This window comes from Psychrobacter sp. NPDC064578 (genome assembly GCF_044901245.1).
GTDB classification, from domain to species: Bacteria; Pseudomonadota; Gammaproteobacteria; order Pseudomonadales; family Moraxellaceae; genus Psychrobacter; species Psychrobacter cibarius_C.
Map to the genome: position 1 here is coordinate 195718 of NZ_JBJDPI010000005.1, position 17734 is coordinate 213451.

Below are 17734 nucleotides of genomic sequence, written 5' to 3' on the forward strand. Positions count from 1 at the left end.
ACGCCTTAATATTGGTCAATATGCCTTGTCATTTACCTACTTTACTCGCGAAAAATTCGGCGCAGATAACTTAACTATTGATTTATATTACCTTAGTCATAAAAAAACGTTGCAGTATCCTTAACAATTATTTTATATTGTGCCCCGAAAACGTGACACTAAGTGGAAGTTGAAAGAATTTAATAGACGTAGCAAGAGCGGTGATAATAATGGCAACAATCACATTGATGTGAGCAGCCTATCTATTCGCTACTGGGGCACGTACACAAAGGATATAAGTTATGTGGAAAAATATGGGACTGACCGGCAAAATTATTGTCGCTATGGTACTCGGTATCATACTGGGATTGTTTATAAACTATTCAGGACTGAACGCTGAAGGCGGTTTCATTCATACGTACATTACCAATGGCTTCCTCGCCATTGTCGGCAAGCTATTTGTCAACTCACTCAAAATGCTAGTCGTGCCTTTGGTGCTGATCTCACTGATTTGCGGTGTTTGCGGTATTGGGGATATTCGTTTGCTTGGTCGCATCGGCACCAAGACATTTCTTATTTATATGATGACAACAGCTCTGGCTATCGCAACAGCGATTGGGCTTGGCGTGCTATTTGGTATCGGTAAAGGCATGAATATCGAAACCGAAGCGGCATTTGAAGCAGCTTCAGCACCACCACTGCTAGATGTGTTCTCTAATATTATCCCATCAAACCCCATCAGCGCGATGGCAAATGGTGATATGTTATCGATTATTTTCTTTGCTATTTTGATCGGTGTTAGTATCTTGATGGTGGGTAAACCTGCCAAAGGCTTAGTGCAGAGCTTAGAATTAATCAATGAAGTCATCTTGAAAATGGTGACCATCATTATGAATCTTGCACCTTATGGTGTATTTGCGCTATTGACCAAAGCAATGGCAGAGCTGGGTTTAGACTTGATTTGGTCACTGCTCGGTTATGTGGCGGTATTGGTCGGCTCATTGGCATTCCATTTCTTTGTCACTATGATGATTGTACTCAAAGTCTCTTCGGGCTTATCCATCAAAACCTTTTTGGCAAAAATGCGTGAAGTTCAGATTTTTGCTTTTAGTACGTCAAGCTCGAACGCGACGATTCCTATTACCTTGCGTACGGTCACTAAGCGCATGGGCGTTAATAACTCAGTTGCCTCATTTACGGTGCCATTTGGTGCGACCATCAACATGGATGGTACCGCCATCATGCAAGGTACTGCGACCATTTTCATTGCCAATATTTATGGTATTGACTTGGGCGTGACTGAGTATCTGACTGTCATTCTAATGTCCGTTTTGGCTTCCGTCGGTACCGCTGGTGTACCGGGTGTTGGTCTGATTATGCTATCAATGGTATTTGCTCAAGTCGGTCTACCTATCGAAGGCATCGGTCTTATCTTAGGTGTGGATCGTATCCTTGATATGTTACGTACCGCAGTGAACGTCGGTGGCGATGCCGCTGTGACGGCTATTGTGGCAAAATCAGAAGGAAAAATGGATTTGGCTATTTATAACGATCCTAACGCTGGTGCAAAAGACGTGTTTGATGGTCACATTGATGAAGACAATGAGCGTGAATTCTCTGAAGTCTTTAGTGATGGGATCATGGGCAGTGAGTACGATGATATCGATCGTCGCCGCTAGGCACTTATATTGAATAGATTTTGATAATTTATTCACGATACATAAAAAACCTCAGTCATATTGGCTGAGGTTTTTTTCTTTGCTAAATACATTTAGGGCGTGTTGAACAACAATCAACCAAAAACGTATTTGGTTATCATCGCCAAGCATACCACTACAATCATCGGACGAATCAGCTTACTACCGCCCTTGACCACCATATGAGAGCCAAAATACGCACCTATCGTTTGTCCCACCATCATGGCAAGCCCTACTTTCCACAAGACATTACCGCCCAAAATAAAGAATATTAACGAGCCAATATTGGTCGATAAATTCAATACCTTTGCTGCGCCTGTTGCTTCGATAATTTGACGACCGCGCAATGCCACGTTGCCGAGCGCAAAAAACATCCCTGTGCCTGGTCCAATATAACCATCATAAAAACCAATTAGCGGTGCAACCACTTTTTGCCATTTACCTTCTGAGATACGCGGCGCAGCTTCTACTTCGCCAAGTCGAGGCGCAAACAAGGTATAAATCCCGATAGCCGCAATCAAAAACGGAATCAGTGTCTCAAGCAGATCTGGCGGCGACATCTGTACAGCGATAGTGCCGAGAACAGAACCGATAAAAGCGCCAACGATAGCTACTTTGATACGTTGCGGTTTGACCACCCCTTTTCTAATCATCGTAATAGAGGCTGCTAGCGCACCTGAAGCGGCTTGTAGCTTATTGGTACCAAGCGTTAGCACTGGTGGGATATTGGCGAGTAACATGGCGGGGATGGTCAATAAACCGCCACCACCAGCGATGGCATCAATAAAGCCTGCCAACGCTGCCACAGCGGTGAGCATTAATATAACCTCTAACGAAAGCGATAAGTCCATGACGCTGACCTGTAAATTTTATGATGGAAAATGAGGAAGTTCTAAAAACTGGCTTTAAGAACGGGCTTTAAGAACTGGAAATAAAATATTAGTAGCAATGTTGCTATCAAATTTGCTATTCATTAGCTGATAGTACTACTGATATGTATTAAAGCTGTGACAGAACATCACAAAATGCCAATCATTATAAAGATAAAACGCTAAAAAAAGCCAAAAACGTAAAAAAGTCTGCTAGATTTGTCTAACGGCTTAATAAGTATCTAAGATAAACAGCGATTGATTAAAAGTATGTAACGACTGACCAAGCTTTTGTCTGCTCTATCGACTTTATAATATCGCTATTATTAATGTGGCAAGTGGCACTTATAACTTTTGGTTGACGTATTTTGTTGTCTATATCAATAAGAGTATGAGAAACTGTTGCTGTCTATCATGTCTTTATGAGTCATGTCATAGATATTTGAGGTTATTGGATTAATTTGTAATTCGTGTTTAGCAAATGAGGATGATATGGCAATACGCAGGATTAAAGCATTTTTTGAATTTGAGGCAGCGGGCGGTATCGTCCTAGCATTGGCTGCCATTGCTGCAATGATTATTGCCAACTCTCCTCTTAATGTGTGGTACGAGGGCTTTATTCACGCACCCGTTGCCATTCAAATCGGTGAGTTTGCTATCGCTAAAGACGCTCATCACTGGATTAATGACGGTTTGATGGCGATTTTCTTTTTTTTAGTGGGACTTGAGCTAAAGCGTGAAGTGTTGATCGGTGAGCTGTCTAACGTTAAGCAAATCATCCTGCCAGCTGGTGCGGCACTCGGTGGCATGATAATGCCAGCGATTGTCTATCTACTCTTTAACTATAACGAGCCTGAGTTTTGGAAAGGATGGGCGATTCCAGCCGCGACCGATATTGCTTTTGCCCTAGGTATTTTGAGTTTGTTAGGCAATCGCGTCCCCAACTCTTTAAAGGTATTTTTAGTATCGATTGCTATCTTCGATGATATTGGCGCCATTTTAATCATCGCTTTATTTTATACCAGTGATTTGTCATTAGAGTCATTGGCAGTGGCAGGTCTATGTCTACCCTTCTTATACCTTCTTAATCGTCGCAACGTCACCAGCATCACGCCTTATCTGCTGATCGGTGTGATCATGTGGATTGCGGTACTCAAGTCCGGCATCCATGCCACCTTGGCTGGCGTGGTCTTAGCACTATTTATTCCTATGTTTGACCGTACTGATCCTGAGCACTCACCACTAGAAGAGCTAGAGCACGATTTACATAACACCGTTGCCTTTGGTATCTTGCCATTATTCGCATTTGCCAACTCAGGCATATCCCTCAAAGGTGCAGGCTTCGCTGAGCTGTTCCATTCAGTACCGCTTGGTATTGCGGCCGGTCTATTCATCGGTAAGCAATTGGGCGTGATGATCATGTGCTGGTTAATCTTTAAGCTTGGTATCTCAACCATGCCAAGAGGCATGAATTATAAGCAGATTTACGGTGCAGCCTTACTCTGTGGTGTTGGTTTTACCATGAGTCTGTTCATCGGCGGTCTGGCATTTGCTGGTGAAACAGCCTTATTTGATGAGCGCTTAGGTATTATTATGGGCTCAATCGTCTCTGGTATCGCAGGTTACCTCATGCTCAAAGTCAGCTTGAAAGACAATGTAAGCGGCACCTCAGTCGATCTGACTCGCCCTCATTAATAAGAAGATGAGCCACTTAAAGGCGATTTAGCTTATCAGTGGCTTATTATTTTATAGTTCACGTACTTTGGCATCCGAGCATGGTTCATTAAAAGTATTTTTCATTAGCCATATCAGCACTTGCATCAATAGCCATAGAAGAGATAATCATGCGACAGTTTGTACCGCGACCTTCGTTAAGCTTAGCGCTCCTTGGTAGCATTGTTTTACTATCAAGCTGTGCCACGCTCTCTAAGCAGGAATGCCTCGTTGGTGACTGGCAGGCTATTGGCTACAACGATGGCGTAGCAGGTTACTCATCAGATCGCCTTGCATCACATGCCAAAGCCTGTGCCAAGGCCAGTGTTGCCCCCAACTATCTGGCATGGGAGCGCGGTCGCCAGCTGGGGCTTAAGCAATACTGCACGACCAGTAATGCTTACAATGTCGGTCGGCGCGGACGTCAGCTCAATAATGTCTGCCCCTTAACCTTGGCGAACACACTGCAAACTGCCAATCAAAAAGGCTTAGACTATTACGCCTTAGACAGTCAGTTAGACAAAGACAAGCGCCTCATAGAAACCTACCAAGAAGAATTTGATAAGCTAGAAAGTGGGGCGATGTTAAACTTTTCTAATGAAAAAGAAGCACGCGCGCGCCTACTGTCATTAGCCGACGAGCTGCGTAAAGCCAAGCGCCGTATGAACACCACGCAAAGACAATTAGAAACGCTAAACCAGTCAAATGGCTATTAATACTATTGACCTTGTGAAATGATCTAATAGGAAAGCATTTGTTCAGAAGGCATTTGGTAAGAAGGCATTTAATAAATATGGATTCAATCAACATAACTGATAAACAGACGGCTGATACTTTGAATCAACAACAACCCTCAATAAAACCTTATCAGCGTCACGGACGGACGACCGCGATTGATGACCATAGCGACTTGCAAGTCTTAAAGCGCATCAAGCGTTATTTATTGCCAAAAGACTTCGTTATCTCGCAAGATTTATTAAATGAAATAGTCACAGGCTACGATATCGGTGATTCACTGGCAGATACTTTAGCCGCTGACGGCATTCGTTTTGCAAAGCCCTTACAGCAATTTATTATCAGCGACAGTAGCAATAGCAATAGCAATAAATTCGATGCTAATCTCACAAACAACTCTGCATTTAACGCCTTGGCTGAACAATTTAGCCACCATCCCGATTGGTTCGATCCCAAGCTTGCCCAAATCGGTGCGATTGCCTATCGACGCTATCCGCTGATGCTGATTTGGCTATTACGTAATGTCGCCTTGATGGCAGGCTACAGCATTCCTGCCCTCTCCCTGCCGCTCATTCAGACAGGCGCATTGATGCACGATGCCTTGCCCCGCCTGATGCGTACGTATGCCTATATCTTAGCCGTCTCTGAACATCCCCCATTACATAAGCCGAATACAAACGCCCATAATCAACGTCAGTCTATCGAGCAAGTATTGGCGATTGGCTCAGAAGGTTGGCGGCAATCAATCAAGGTGCGGCAAATTCATACCTTAGTACGGCAAAACTTGCTCAAAGGTAAAGGCAATGCTGCTAAAGGCGTCATACCAGATGCCGACCAACATCACAACTCAGATGGCAGCTGGAATACTGATTATTGGGGTCTTCCTATCAATCAAACCGATATGATTGCTACTCATTTGCAGTTTTCATTGTTGATTATGCGCGGGTTACGGCTGCTTGGCGCACGCATCAGCACTGAAGAAGCGGCAGGTATTCTGCATCTATGGAATCTTGCCAGTTATTGGATGGGGGTTGACTTAGATCGCCTGCCAAAAGATGAAACTGCCTGTTGGGAATGGCTCTATACTTATTTATCAATTCAGCAACTTGATTTTAAAATGGGGCAACCATTAGCCAAAGCCTTGCATGATTTGCCGCGTCAGCTGATGGGCGAAGACAATCGACGGGGGCGTTTCGTTGAGATGATCAATGCTAGCGTGACCCGTACTTTGGTCGGCGATGATATCGGCGATGGGCTGGATTTGCCAAAATCAAAAATCCGCTTTGGTGTCTTATCATCGGTGCCGATTCTCTTTGCGCTCGATACGGCACGCCAACACAATCAAAGTGTGGCTGAAAAATTAGAAGCCTTCCGCGCCAAACGCCAAGATAATATGAACTGGTGGCTAAAGAAAAACGACGATTATTATAAGTAGGGGATTATAAATAAAGCATAGTAGCTAAAATAAAACGAATAGTGATTAAACGTCAGCCGTTAGCCGCCTTACGGATTAATTGCGCGTATTTTGGATACGATAATACCACTCAAGCTGGCGATCAAAGCCTGTTTCTAATAGACTGGCAATGACTCGTCCTGTCAGACCCCAAACCGTTTCACCATCCACTTGCCAGCTAGGTGTAAGAATGGTCGCGATCTTATCTTGCATTGCATATTCTACCGCATACTCGACAGTAGGCTGAGTCAGCAAGGTTTCAAAATCTGCCCAAAAAATACGCGAAATTTCGCCAAGCTCAGGGACTAATAATAAATCTGGCGCAATCAGCGCCACAATAGGACGCACACTCATACCGCTTTTGGAGGTTTGAATGGGCAATTGACCAATGAGCTGGACTTTATTAGGTGGTAGTGCGGTCTCTTCACAGGCTTCACGCAAAGCGGTGACGACATTATTACCGTCGCCTGCGTCATGTTTACCACCAACGCAAGAGACCTCGCCAGCATGGCTGTTCATGTGCGCAGCGCGGCGTGTCAGTAGCAGTTTTGGATGGCGTTCATGGGTAATGGCAACCAATACCGAGGCATCGGCAATGGGTGTTTGATACAAGCTATCTAGAATGCGAGTGCTACGAGAAGTGCTAGCATCATACAGCGCAGGACTGGTGACGGCATTTAAGGTCTCATGCTGCACCCGTTCCGCCAGCGTTCTAATAGTGGGATAACGAATAAAGTCCGGCACAGCGACTGAAAATTCATCAAAACGTAGCGACTGCGGTGGAAGTAACATGATTATTGCCCTATATTTTTATTAGAATTAAGCATCGGATGGTGGAGCTTATCTCTCGCAATGTGTACAACGCTTGCGCCAGTATTATTGCTACGCGTATCGCATCTACATGCTGGCCTCCATTCATTTATCGTTATGCTTGGCGACGTAAAGTGGCATTTTTTAATACCCCCTACTCTGATAGATGCGCGCGCTTTTCTGGTTGCCCTTATTTACAACAACACCGGTCGCGGCAGCCATTACTCTCGTTATAGGTAAAGCTATCATTCAATAGTTAGCGTGAGTCTAGCCTAGCGCAATCTTATCGTGACTGCATATACTTTATGTGACTGTCCTGCTCTGCCTGCTGATGCATTCATTAATAGCAACCGTAGCCGTAAGCAGTTGCGCAAACCTGTGTGCTTGTTATTATCACTGCCAGTGTGATGAGAATTTGTGTTATCTTAGGATTAACAGCTATGATCACATAACATCTGATAAGCTAAAGTCATACTATTTTATAAAATAAGAATCATAATTCTTCCAAGAACGACAATCCTTTTTATCATTTCTATTTATCATGTAGATTTATCACTAAATAAGGCAGTTGATATGCGCTATTGTTTACAATGCGGTCATGAAGCAGAACGTAAAATACCAGCCACGGATAATATCCCACGCTTGGTATGCCCCAATTGCCACTATATTCACTATGAAAATCCAAAAGTGATTTGTGGCTCACTCGTTGTGCATAAGCATCGGGTACTGCTATGTCGCCGCGCGATCGAGCCACAGTATGGCTTATGGACACTGCCAGCTGGCTTTATGGAAAATGGCGAAACCATGGCAGAAGGGGCCGCTCGTGAAAGTTTTGAAGAAGCAGAAGCGGTCGTCATCAATCCGCATTTATACTGCTTATATGATATTCCTGATATCGGGCAAATCTATAGCATCTATATCACTGAGCTAAAAGACGGTGCTTATGGCATCGGCTCTGAAAGTCTTGATTGTGCGTTATTTACTGAAGAAGATATTCCATGGGACAAACTTGCCTTTGAAGCGGTACGTCGTACCCTAAAAAGCTACTTTGCTGACCGCAAGAAATACGATAACCATGAAAATTTCCCTATTCATCAGGATATCATCGGTAAAGACCAAGCGATCAAGCGCTACTAGCCCTAAGCATATAAAAAATAGAGTTATAAACATAACGTTATAAAAAATAACCTTATAAAAAAATCGACTGCTTTACAAAAGTGGTTGGTAAAAACCATTGATAAGTCTTATGCTAAGTTTTGAATATAGCCACTTATCAATGGTTTTTTATTGTCTGAAGTTAATCGTTTAAGCCGACTTGCGAGAATATTATGCTGACTTTATTGCAACGCTCTTTACCGCTACTACCACTGACCATCGCCATGACCCTAACCAGTATAAGTATCACCAGCCATGCGGAAGATGCACGGTTAACCGCCAAACAATCAGACCCACAAACGCTTGGCTGGATGCAAGGTTTTCCGCCGCCTGCCGATAAACTGATTACTCAACCTTCCTCTAATTTTTTTAGTTTCCCCAAGCTGCGTTGGACGGTCTGTCATATCCGTGAATTGATGCCCACCACTGACGTCAGTCGCGGTATCGGTGCGCCTTCCAAGCTCAGCTATGCGTTAGATAAAAACATCGATGCCATCACCTTTATGCCTACTAACAGTAAGCGCCCGATGACTTGGAAGCAATCACTGGATGCCAATTATACTGACGGCATTATGATCATGCATCATGGCAAGGTGGTATACGAGCGCCAAAACGGTTGTCTCAATGAGCTGGGCAATCATGCGGCGATGTCGATGACCAAATCAATGACTGGGCTGTTAGCAGAAATCCTCGTGACCGAAGGTAAGCTTGACGATAAAGCCTTGGTAGCGTCTATCATTCCAGAGCTCAAAAACAGTGGCTTTGGTGATGCAACCGTACGCCAAGTCATGGACATGACCACAGCGCTCGATTATAGCGAAGACTATGCTGATCCTAATGCCGATATCTGGAAGTATTCAGAAGCGGCAAGCCCACTACCAAAACCGAAAGATTATAAAGGACCCAATGGTTACTTTGAGTACCTGCAAACAGTTAAGAAGAACGGCGAACACGGGGAAGCTTTCAACTATCGAACCATTAATAGCGACGCCCTAGGCTGGATTATTTCGCGTACGACTGGTAAAGCGGTGAATGAATTACTCTCTGAACGCATCTGGCAAAAAATCGGTGCTGAACAAAGCGCGTATATGACGGTCGATGCTAAAGGTACGCCGTTTGCTGGCGGCGGTCTTAGTGCAGGTTTGCATGATATGGCACGCATTGGTAGCTTGATGCTCAATAAAGGCGAAATTAATGGTAAGCGCTTATTCCCAGCTACAGTCGTTGATAATATCGAAGCGGGTGGCGATAAAGAGGCTTTTGCGAAAGCCGATTATAAGCAGCTGACTAACGGCAGCTACACAAGCATGTGGTGGTTATTTAATAACCCCACGCCCATCTATGCGGCACGCGGCGTCCACGGTCAAACGGTCTATGTTGACCCAGCAGCGGACATGGTCATCGTCCGTTTTGCGTCATATCCAGATGCCAGTAACGGTAAAATCGACCCAACTTCTTTACCTGCCTATAAAGCAGTCGCCAATTACTTAATCAAAAAGTAAGCCTTTAAAAAACACTATCAAGCAATAAAAACCGCTGCTTCCATTTTTAGTGAAAGCGGCGGTTTTTTTTATAACAATTAAATCAGCAGACTTGAAGAAGGTTAACTTTTAATTTTACAAACGTTAAAGCCTAACTCTTGTACTGCTGCTTCTTTATCATAAGGCGCAAGTACTGCACGTACATGCTTTTGACCTTGCAGGTATTGCTTAGCAACGCGCTGCAAGTCAGCCACGGTCACGGCCAGTATTGAGGCACGCATTTTACGTTGCCAGTCGACGCCGCGATGATGCAAATCTGCAAAGCAGGCTTTAACCGCCTCCCCTGCTGGAGAGCCTGGCTTATCCATTCCTGAGATAATACCTAAGATGGCCTCTTCTAACTGCTCGTCCGTTTGCGGCTCATTCAATAGCCATTCGATACTGGCATCAAAATGGGCAAAAGTTTCAGCACACTGCGGGTCACGGTAGCTAAAGAACTTAAAGGCACAGGCATTGGCATCGTAGCCCGCACCGCCACCATAAGCACCGCCGCGCTCACGAATAGCGCTATGCAGATAACCATTGCGTAGATAAGGCGCTAATACCATCAAGGCTGCCGTATCTGGATGATCAGCCGCTGGTACGGTATAAGCGCTGGCATTATGATAGACGTTGGTTGGCACTAGCCACGCCAAGTCTTCAACATCGAGCGCCACACTACTTTCTAGGGTTTTAACTACGTCTGTTTCACCATTTAACGCCGTATCAAGTTGCAATTCGGCAAACTCGCTTGGAATATTGGCGTCGATACTTGCATCAGCATTTTTTAACTGCGCTGCAATTTTTGGCGCTTGACTGTCTTTCCAGCTATCAACGATTAAATTGCTTAAGCGTTCGGTTTGCTCCGCTTCACAGATGATAACCGCGTGCTTAGGCAAACTAATTAGACGTTGATGTAAGTCCATCAAGCTGTTTGCTAATTTATCCCACTGTGCGTCATCGCTACTGGCATGAGTTAAGAAGTCTTTTAGCGCGTTCAATGCTGGCAGACCACTGCGCACGTACTCTAACTGCGCTTGACGACTCATACCACGGCTGGCGGTTTGCATGGCATAAGAATGCCCTGAACCAGCAAGGTTTGATTGCCAGCCTGCTTGACGCTGCTGCAAGATTTCTTTGATACGATCATGCTCACTAAAGATACTGTGTTCCATCACTTCTTTGAGCAAATCAATCGCTTCAGGTTTACGATTCAGCGCGCGCGTTGCCACGACGAAATAGCTGCTAATCGCTTGGCTGTCATCGACATTGGTACGTTGGCTGATACGCACCGTCACCCCTGATGAATGCGCCGCTTGCTTGGCCTGCATTTCATGGGCACTTAGAGAATCTGTACCTAGCTCTGATAACAAGCTCAAATAAATAGGCAATAGCGGATGATTAATGACTTCATTAACGGGCAGCTCGCTTGTATCCTCATTATCAATCGCATCAGTCAACGGTACAATTATTTGATAATAATATAAGCCATTGGTGCCCGCTTCATATTCAAATAGCGTACTTTCTTTGCCGCTTAAATTAATCTGCTTTTGCAACCCTTGTTTAAAGCTAATATCAGTCGGTACGTCTTCTAAACCCACTTTTGGTAATAAGCTTAAATCATCAGGCGCTGCTTGGCGCGCTGCCAAATCAAATGCCTGCTGTTTTAAGATAGCTTTATCATCAGCGGTCAAATCCATCTCGATGGTATCAAGACGAGTCTGCTCAGCTGCTGCCAAACGGGCTGTTTTTTCACTATCAGGCGTCATGGTCACGCGTACGCGATGCTGATTATCAAGCAAATGAGTCTTGATTAAATTCGGTAACCATTGCGCATCTTTTACTTGCTCACGTAGCCATTGTAAATGCTCGTCGACTTCCCATACATCGATAGGATTACCGTCATGAATAGCAGTGCTAAAGCCCTCTAGCATGAGATTTAGACCATAGGGCATGCTATCGCCGCCGATATGGCGCTGATCAATCTCGATTTGATGCAAGATAGTTTCAATCGTTTCATCATCAATCGGTTTGCTCGCCACTTGTGTAAGCAAATCAATAATGCCCTGCTCTACCGCTTCGGCGTGTTCAGGGTTTGAACCGCGCAGACCGGTATAAAAGACCATTTCATAATGACTGTCATCCAGCCCTAGTAGTGGACTTGGCGCTTTACCGAGTGGATGGCTATCTAGATACGCACGCAGCGGCGAACCAGCATGCTCAACCAACACGCCTTCTAATAAACGCAATGCCAAACGCTGCTTGGGATCAGTAATCGATGGTAATAACCACGCAATCACGTGATGAGTTTGGTCAGGACCTGCTTCGTCAGCAGTATAAGTATCAACGGCGCTAATCGGTGCAGACAGGCGTTTTTCAGGACGCGAGACGTGTTTTTTGCCCGCTTCAAATTGAATCAAGGCATCTTCATGGATTTTAGCTTGGGTTTCAGCAACTGGAATATTACCAAAGCTCATAATCACGCTGTTTGACGGATGATAATGGCTCTGATGAAATTCAACCAGCTCAGTATGGGTCAAGTCAGGAATATCGGCAGGATCGCCGCCCGAATTATAGTGATACGTCGTCGTTGGGAATAAATGATGGGCGACCGTATGATACAACTGGTCAATCTCACCACTCATTGCGCCTTTCATTTCATTAAAAACGATACCCTTAAATTGCGGCTTGTCATTTTCGTCTAACTCAACACGGATGCCTTCTTGGGCAAAATCCAGCGGATGAATATTGGGGAAAAATGAGGCATCCAGATAAACGGCTAGCAAATTAAAGTAGTCGTTTTTATTTTGCGTCGCATACGGATACGCCGTCCAATCGGCAGCGGTCATCGCATTCATAAACGTGTTTAATGAGCGTTTAATCATGGAGAAAAACGGGTCACGGACGGGGAATTTCTCAGAGCCACATAAAGCCACGTGCTCTAAAATATGCGCCTCACCTTTTGAATCCATTGGCTGAGTTCGAAAGCCCACCAAAAAGGCATTTTCGTCACTCGGATGTGCCAAGTGGTAATGCATCGCGCCTGTTTTGACGTGTTGGCTTATTAATACGTCCATCGACAATGCATCGATATGGCGATGCTCAATCAGCTCAAAGGCAGGATGCAAAGTTAGATCAGTAGTAGATAACGTGTCGGTCATAATTTTCCTTATGGATTGCTCTAATTTTATTTAGAATAATATGCGATTAATGACTAAATCTAGCCAGTGGCGATAAAATAAAATTGGAGTAAACAATAGATAAATAGTGTATTTAATACTTATCGTAGGGTCTTTTTTATATGCTATTCATATAAAAATATTGTGAGTTTTATTGTGATTAACTTATGAGTAATATTCAAATTTAATGGCATGTACCCGTGCATCATTTTAAATGACAGCAATGCGCTGGTATAAATTAAAAAGAATTTGCCTAACGGAATTAGATGGGGTTCGCACCTTCATAAGTCAAGATACTATAGTGATAAAGATGACTAAGATGGCAGAATGTCGGATTTTCACAAAGCGAACTCAAAGCTTACTTAACAGCAGCCATCAGTAGTGCTATAGTTAAAATCATCTGTCACAAGGAGCCGCTCATGAGTTACGAACATATTTTATTGGTCACCGACTTAATGTCCGATGCTGATGTGGTCGCCCAAAAGGCCAAACGTATCGTCGAGAATCGTCCTAACGCCAAGTTATCGGTATTACATATCGTCAAAGATACTATGGTTGGCTTTGGCTATGAGCTGGTGCCAGCCTCCAGCTTATACGATGAGATTGACGATGAACGCTGTCAAGAAGCGCGTGCCAAACTGGCACAGTTTTTGGAGCGTAATGACCTACATGCGGTCAATTCTGAAGTGACCACCGCCATCTCTAATAGCGAAGGTATCGTCAATTATTGCCACAAGCATGAGGTTGATTTGCTGGTCATCGGTCGTCATGAACGCCATGGTATCGCCGCTTGGCTTAGTGGCGCGACGGCAGATAATATCTTGCCTAACGTCCCATGCGATAGCTTGGTCGTAAGACTGGATAAGCCCATTAATAAGTAGTTTAAAAAAAGACCTAACCTCGTTTCCAAGTTAGCTAAAACTATTAAAAAAGCTCATTAAAAAAAGCGCATTGTCTGACATTGCGCTTTTTTATTATTCATTGAAATATTAGATATTCTCGCTAATACCTCTATATTTCTAATACCTCTATATTTATCACTAAAATTAATCTTCTGTCAAAATATCAATAAAGCTTTGCCAAATCGGGCTTTGATGGCGGGCTTTATGCCACACTAGCCACCAAGTTCGTGACAAATCTATGCCCGCGACTTTCACCTGTACCAGCGCTCCTGCTGTCAGCTCTGCCTGAATGACATGCTGTGATAAACAGCCAAGACCAATATCTGCACTCACCATATGCTTAATAGCTTCCGACTGCTGAATCGCCATCACAATCTCCGCATCAGGCAAATGCTTGAGCAGCTGCTCGTCGATAATTTGCCGTGTACCTGACCCTGCCTCTCGTACCAATAGCGGCAGCTTTGCCAGTTGTGCAATACTAAGCTCGTAGCAATTATCCGCATCATTATACGCTACCATGTCTGTCAACCATTTGCTATCGCGCTTGGTAAAGATCATCAAGGTATCTGTCCGCCACGCACGCTGCTCAATCACCTTCATGTCTGTCGGGCGCGGCATACCCTCTACCAGCGCAATATCAATATTTAACTGCTCAACTTCGCTGACCACTTCTTGAGTATTGGCGATATACATATCGATATGGGCATCGGGCAGCGTCGCATATAGCTTGGCAAGCAGCGGCGGCAGCACATAATTGCCGATCGTGGTACTGGCACCGATATGAATCTGCCCTGCTTGATGCTTATGATAATGCTCTAGAGTTAAGGCCTGCCCCAAGATGGCTTGTGCCTGTATATAAATAGGATGGGCGTTGGGGTGCTGATTGAGCCTACGCCCGACGCGCTCAAATAATGGCATTTGTAGCCTTGCTTCTAATTCTGTCAGCGCACTACTGACCGCCGACTGCGATAAATGCAGCGCTTCACTGGCACGGCTGGTACTACCCGTTTGATAAATACTGACAAACACTGATAATTGCTTGAGGGTAATCTTTGGCAATACCTGCATGGCTTTTTTCATAATTTCTCTGACATCCTATCTTATTGATACAATCTAAAAACCACCTGTTATTTTAAAAACCCTTTATTATCTAAAAAACCATCTTTTTAGCCCAAAGACTTTTATCAACCTAAAAAATCGATAGTTTTTATCTAATTAGTCTGTTTTTATTATAGATTGGTCTGCCTTATAATGTCTATTCATAAGCTTATGCTTATTTCGATTATACATAATAGGACAGTTAGTCATGTACGCCTTGACCCAATCAGTAAATAACTATTTCCCGCGCAGCCGCCATTTAGCAGGGCTCATCGTCGTGCTGATTGGCAGCTTGTTTTGTTTGTGGCTCAATACTAGTGTCAACACATGGACAAATGGACGTATCGTTGGCTTGTCTTCTCTCACTTTAGCCATTCTCCTTGGTATGGTATTGGGCAATACTGTCTATCCTAACCTTGCTGAGCGCTTAAGTGTCGGCGTGGCATTTGCCAAAGGTCAAATATTGCGCCTCGCCATCATGTTTTATGGCTTTAAGCTGACCTTAACGCAAGTATCAAGTGTCGGACTGTCTGCGGTGATGAGCGATGCGTTGGTATTGACATCGACCTTTTTACTCACCTATTGGATAGGTACCCGATGGTTAAAAGTCGACAAACAAACGACGCTATTGATTGGGTCAGGCGCGAGTATTTGCGGTGCCGCCGCGGTTATTGCCGCCGAGCCTGTGGTCAAAGCGGAAGCCCACAAAGTCACTATTGCCGTAGCGACAGTGGTGGTCTTTGGTACGGTTGCGATGCTGCTCTATCCGTTTTTATACCATCTTGGTTGGTTGCAACCTTGGCTAAATGCTCAGCAGTACGGGATTTATACGGGTTCCACCATTCATGAAGTGGCGCAAGTCGTCGTCGCTGGTAACGCAGTCAGTCCCGAAGTGGGTGACACAGCGGTTGTCACCAAGATGATACGCGTCATGATGCTTGCCCCTTTTTTACTTATTTTATCGTTTGCCTTAACCAAAGGTAGCAGCGACAATGGCAAAAAACCATCGTTTATGAATCGCGTCCAACAAGTCAAAGTACCTTGGTTTGCCTTCATATTCATTGCCATCGTCTTACTGCACACTTGGGTGCCGATGACCGCAAGCTTTGAGCATAGTATGGTGATGCTAGACGATGTGCTGCTCACCATGGCGATGTTTGCACTTGGTCTAACCACGCATTTGGGCGCTATTAAACAAGCTGGCGTTAAACCCCTTATCTTGGGGGCGATTATGTTCGCTTGGTTGATCGTTGGCGGTGGATTGATTAATATAGGTATCAGTTTTTTATAAGACGCTCATTCCTATGATAGCTTGCCCACTATAAATTTATGCAGAATCAACAAAGCCTACGACTATTAACATAGTAAGTAGGCTTTTTTATGAGTAATCTACACCAAATTTTAGACGAAAAAAAACGAACCCGAAGGTTCGCTTTTTTTTCATCTTGCTCTAAGTGTCTATAAAGACAAATTAGATAGCAACGATGTTATGGGCTTGTGGGCCTTTTTGACCTTGAGTTACAGTGAACTCAACTTCTTGGCCTTCAGCTAAAGTTTTGAAGCCTGAACCAGTGATTTCGCTGTAATGAGCAAAAACGTCTGCGCCAGTTTCTGGAGCGATAAAACCAAAGCCTTTAGCTTCGTTGAACCACTTAACTGTACCTTTTTGAACGTCTGACATAATATAATCCTACTTTTAAATTTATTAATGGCCTAGTGACCGATAACGCTTGCAAATAGCTACTGAACGATAAATATTAAAACGAAGGATTATAACTAATACTACGAGGTAATGATTTGGTGCAGAACTGCTCTTAAGCTTGGACGTATTATAGGGGGAACATCCTGATTTCGCAAGTCTTATCTTAGCTTTCATGTAACTAAAGCCTATTTTTTACGATTTTTGACCTGAAAATCAACGTATTTTAGGCATTTGGCAGACGGAACAAATAGACCGCTACCCCAGTACAGACCACGGCTACCAGCCATGCTATCCATATCATATCGGCGGGAATATTAAAAAATAACATCGTTGTTGAAATAGTCATCATTATTGTCGCTAACCACTTGGCATAGAGTGGCACCGCATGATTATTTTCCCAATCGCGGACAAATTTCCCAAAGTATTTATGATTGATCAACCAAAAATGAAAGCGCCGCGAACTACGTGCCCAGCAACCTGCCGCCAGTAATATAAAAGGCGCAGTCGGCATGACTGGCAGCAATACACCGATAATCCCCAATACAAAAAATAGCCAACCCAGTATGACAAACGTCCAACGCACCGTTGGGCTGTTATGCTGATTGGTTTTGGGTCGATAGTAAAAGGCTTTTTTGTGTTGGCTCATAAAAATACTGTCATTGAATGATATGGATTGGCTAATATTCGATAAAGGTTAGACAGCTAGATTGTTAAACCAGATAATCATTTATAGAACTGCCTACCTATATAGGTAGCTAAGCATGCAATATCACTCAAAATGGTACAAGGCTATTTTTACGAGGTTTTTGCTATCAATAGGTATGTTTGGTTAGTGGTTGGGTAAGTGAGCTAACCACCTTTGACTGAATTTTTAGCAATAAAAAACCACTCACAGTCTAGACACTATGGGCGGCTTTTAGTT

The 17734-nt window shown here is 44.0% G+C and carries 15 protein-coding genes; 9 read left to right on the top strand and 6 right to left on the bottom strand.

What is annotated here, in order from left to right; genetic code table 11:
- Nucleotides 1-281 precede the first annotated feature (281 nt).
- Nucleotides 282-1658 carry a dicarboxylate/amino acid:cation symporter gene (locus ACI2JM_RS07815; RefSeq protein ID WP_045444003.1) on the top strand — a complete coding sequence of 459 codons (1377 nt, stop codon included), beginning with the start codon at nt 282-284 and terminating at the stop codon, nt 1656-1658.
- Nucleotides 1659-1771: 113 nt separating this feature from the next.
- Here the strand turns inward: ACI2JM_RS07815 and ACI2JM_RS07820 are convergent, their stop codons facing one another.
- On the bottom strand, nt 1772-2527 hold the full coding sequence (locus tag ACI2JM_RS07820) for a TSUP family transporter (protein ID WP_198330152.1): 756 nt from the start codon (nt 2525-2527) through the stop codon (nt 1772-1774).
- A gap of 510 nt (nt 2528-3037) precedes the next feature.
- On the opposite strand from ACI2JM_RS07820, the gene nhaA reads away from it, so the two are divergent.
- The 3 genes from nhaA (at nt 3038) to ACI2JM_RS07835 (ending at nt 6428) form a co-directional block, all read left to right on the top strand.
- Nucleotides 3038-4240 (top strand): Na+/H+ antiporter NhaA, encoded by a 1203-nt coding sequence (nhaA, locus tag ACI2JM_RS07825; protein WP_045444001.1) that lies wholly within the window; start codon nt 3038-3040, stop codon nt 4238-4240.
- Nucleotides 4241-4389: 149 nt separating this feature from the next.
- Nucleotides 4390-4974 carry a DUF2799 domain-containing protein gene (locus tag ACI2JM_RS07830; RefSeq protein ID WP_060491829.1) on the top strand — a complete coding sequence of 195 codons (585 nt, stop codon included), beginning with the start codon at nt 4390-4392 and terminating at the stop codon, nt 4972-4974.
- 77 nt (nt 4975-5051) lie between these two features.
- Entirely contained in the window at nt 5052-6428 is a 1377-nt protein-coding gene (locus ACI2JM_RS07835; protein WP_404643363.1) for an oxygenase MpaB family protein, read from the top strand.
- Between the two features lie 75 nt (nt 6429-6503).
- Here the strand turns inward: ACI2JM_RS07835 and ACI2JM_RS07840 are convergent, their stop codons facing one another.
- Complete coding sequence (locus tag ACI2JM_RS07840) at nt 6504-7238, bottom strand: CoA pyrophosphatase (RefSeq protein ID WP_055124790.1); 735 nt, start codon at nt 7236-7238, stop codon at nt 6504-6506.
- Nucleotides 7239-7271: 33 nt separating this feature from the next.
- On the opposite strand from ACI2JM_RS07840, the gene ACI2JM_RS07845 reads away from it, so the two are divergent.
- The 3 genes from ACI2JM_RS07845 to ACI2JM_RS07855 all read left to right on the top strand — a co-directional run bounded on the left by ACI2JM_RS07845 (nt 7272) and on the right by ACI2JM_RS07855 (nt 9913).
- Nucleotides 7272-7496 (top strand): HPP family protein, encoded by a 225-nt coding sequence (locus ACI2JM_RS07845; protein WP_228139089.1) that lies wholly within the window; start codon nt 7272-7274, stop codon nt 7494-7496.
- 333 nt (nt 7497-7829) lie between these two features.
- Complete coding sequence (locus ACI2JM_RS07850) at nt 7830-8393, top strand: NUDIX hydrolase (protein ID WP_060491831.1); 564 nt, start codon at nt 7830-7832, stop codon at nt 8391-8393.
- 191 nt (nt 8394-8584) lie between these two features.
- Nucleotides 8585-9913, top strand: a complete 1329-nt coding sequence (locus ACI2JM_RS07855) for a serine hydrolase (RefSeq protein WP_404643366.1) — start codon at nt 8585-8587, stop codon at nt 9911-9913.
- Between the two features lie 101 nt (nt 9914-10014).
- Here the strand turns inward: ACI2JM_RS07855 and ACI2JM_RS07860 are convergent, their stop codons facing one another.
- Complete coding sequence (locus ACI2JM_RS07860; RefSeq protein WP_404643368.1) at nt 10015-13092, bottom strand: insulinase family protein; 3078 nt, start codon at nt 13090-13092, stop codon at nt 10015-10017.
- Nucleotides 13093-13529: 437 nt separating this feature from the next.
- On the opposite strand from ACI2JM_RS07860, the gene ACI2JM_RS07865 reads away from it, so the two are divergent.
- Entirely contained in the window at nt 13530-13991 is a 462-nt protein-coding gene (locus tag ACI2JM_RS07865; RefSeq protein ID WP_404643370.1) for a universal stress protein, read from the top strand.
- Between the two features lie 165 nt (nt 13992-14156).
- Here ACI2JM_RS07865 and ACI2JM_RS07870 read toward each other — a convergent pair whose 3' ends face one another.
- Nucleotides 14157-15092, bottom strand: a complete 936-nt coding sequence (locus ACI2JM_RS07870; RefSeq protein WP_314886419.1) for a LysR substrate-binding domain-containing protein — start codon at nt 15090-15092, stop codon at nt 14157-14159.
- Between the two features lie 226 nt (nt 15093-15318).
- On the opposite strand from ACI2JM_RS07870, the gene ACI2JM_RS07875 reads away from it, so the two are divergent.
- Nucleotides 15319-16401, top strand: a complete 1083-nt coding sequence (locus ACI2JM_RS07875) for a YeiH family protein (protein WP_404643372.1) — start codon at nt 15319-15321, stop codon at nt 16399-16401.
- A gap of 180 nt (nt 16402-16581) precedes the next feature.
- Here the strand turns inward: ACI2JM_RS07875 and ACI2JM_RS07880 are convergent, their stop codons facing one another.
- Both ACI2JM_RS07880 and ACI2JM_RS07885 read right to left on the bottom strand, forming a co-directional pair.
- Nucleotides 16582-16791, bottom strand: a complete 210-nt coding sequence (locus ACI2JM_RS07880) for a cold-shock protein (protein ID WP_045453470.1) — start codon at nt 16789-16791, stop codon at nt 16582-16584.
- 244 nt (nt 16792-17035) lie between these two features.
- The gene (locus ACI2JM_RS07885) at nt 17036-17458 is read right to left on the bottom strand and encodes a YbaN family protein (protein WP_404643375.1); all 423 of its coding nucleotides are present in this window, start codon (nt 17456-17458) and stop codon (nt 17036-17038) included.
- Between the last annotated feature and the right edge of the window lie 276 nt (nt 17459-17734).

Bases quoted from the DNA above. Each gene is read 5' to 3' on its own strand.
- ACI2JM_RS07850 (WP_060491831.1), top strand. From the start codon at position 7,830: ATGCGCTATTGTTTACAATGCGGTCATGAAGCAGAACGTAAAATACCA.
- nhaA (WP_045444001.1), top strand. From the start codon at position 3,038: ATGGCAATACGCAGGATTAAAGCATTTTTTGAATTTGAGGCAGCGGGC.
- ACI2JM_RS07820 (WP_198330152.1), bottom strand. From the start codon at position 2,527: ATGGACTTATCGCTTTCGTTAGAGGTTATATTAATGCTCACCGCTGTG.
- ACI2JM_RS07880 (WP_045453470.1), bottom strand. From the start codon at position 16,791: ATGTCAGACGTTCAAAAAGGTACAGTTAAGTGGTTCAACGAAGCTAAA.
- ACI2JM_RS07865 (WP_404643370.1), top strand. From the start codon at position 13,530: ATGAGTTACGAACATATTTTATTGGTCACCGACTTAATGTCCGATGCT.
- ACI2JM_RS07875 (WP_404643372.1), top strand. From the start codon at position 15,319: ATGTACGCCTTGACCCAATCAGTAAATAACTATTTCCCGCGCAGCCGC.
- ACI2JM_RS07840 (WP_055124790.1), bottom strand. From the start codon at position 7,238: ATGTTACTTCCACCGCAGTCGCTACGTTTTGATGAATTTTCAGTCGCT.
- ACI2JM_RS07885 (WP_404643375.1), bottom strand. From the start codon at position 17,458: ATGAGCCAACACAAAAAAGCCTTTTACTATCGACCCAAAACCAATCAG.
- ACI2JM_RS07815 (WP_045444003.1), top strand. From the start codon at position 282: ATGTGGAAAAATATGGGACTGACCGGCAAAATTATTGTCGCTATGGTA.
- ACI2JM_RS07855 (WP_404643366.1), top strand. From the start codon at position 8,585: ATGCTGACTTTATTGCAACGCTCTTTACCGCTACTACCACTGACCATC.
- ACI2JM_RS07830 (WP_060491829.1), top strand. From the start codon at position 4,390: ATGCGACAGTTTGTACCGCGACCTTCGTTAAGCTTAGCGCTCCTTGGT.
- ACI2JM_RS07870 (WP_314886419.1), bottom strand. From the start codon at position 15,092: ATGAAAAAAGCCATGCAGGTATTGCCAAAGATTACCCTCAAGCAATTA.
- ACI2JM_RS07835 (WP_404643363.1), top strand. From the start codon at position 5,052: ATGGATTCAATCAACATAACTGATAAACAGACGGCTGATACTTTGAAT.
- ACI2JM_RS07860 (WP_404643368.1), bottom strand. From the start codon at position 13,092: ATGACCGACACGTTATCTACTACTGATCTAACTTTGCATCCTGCCTTT.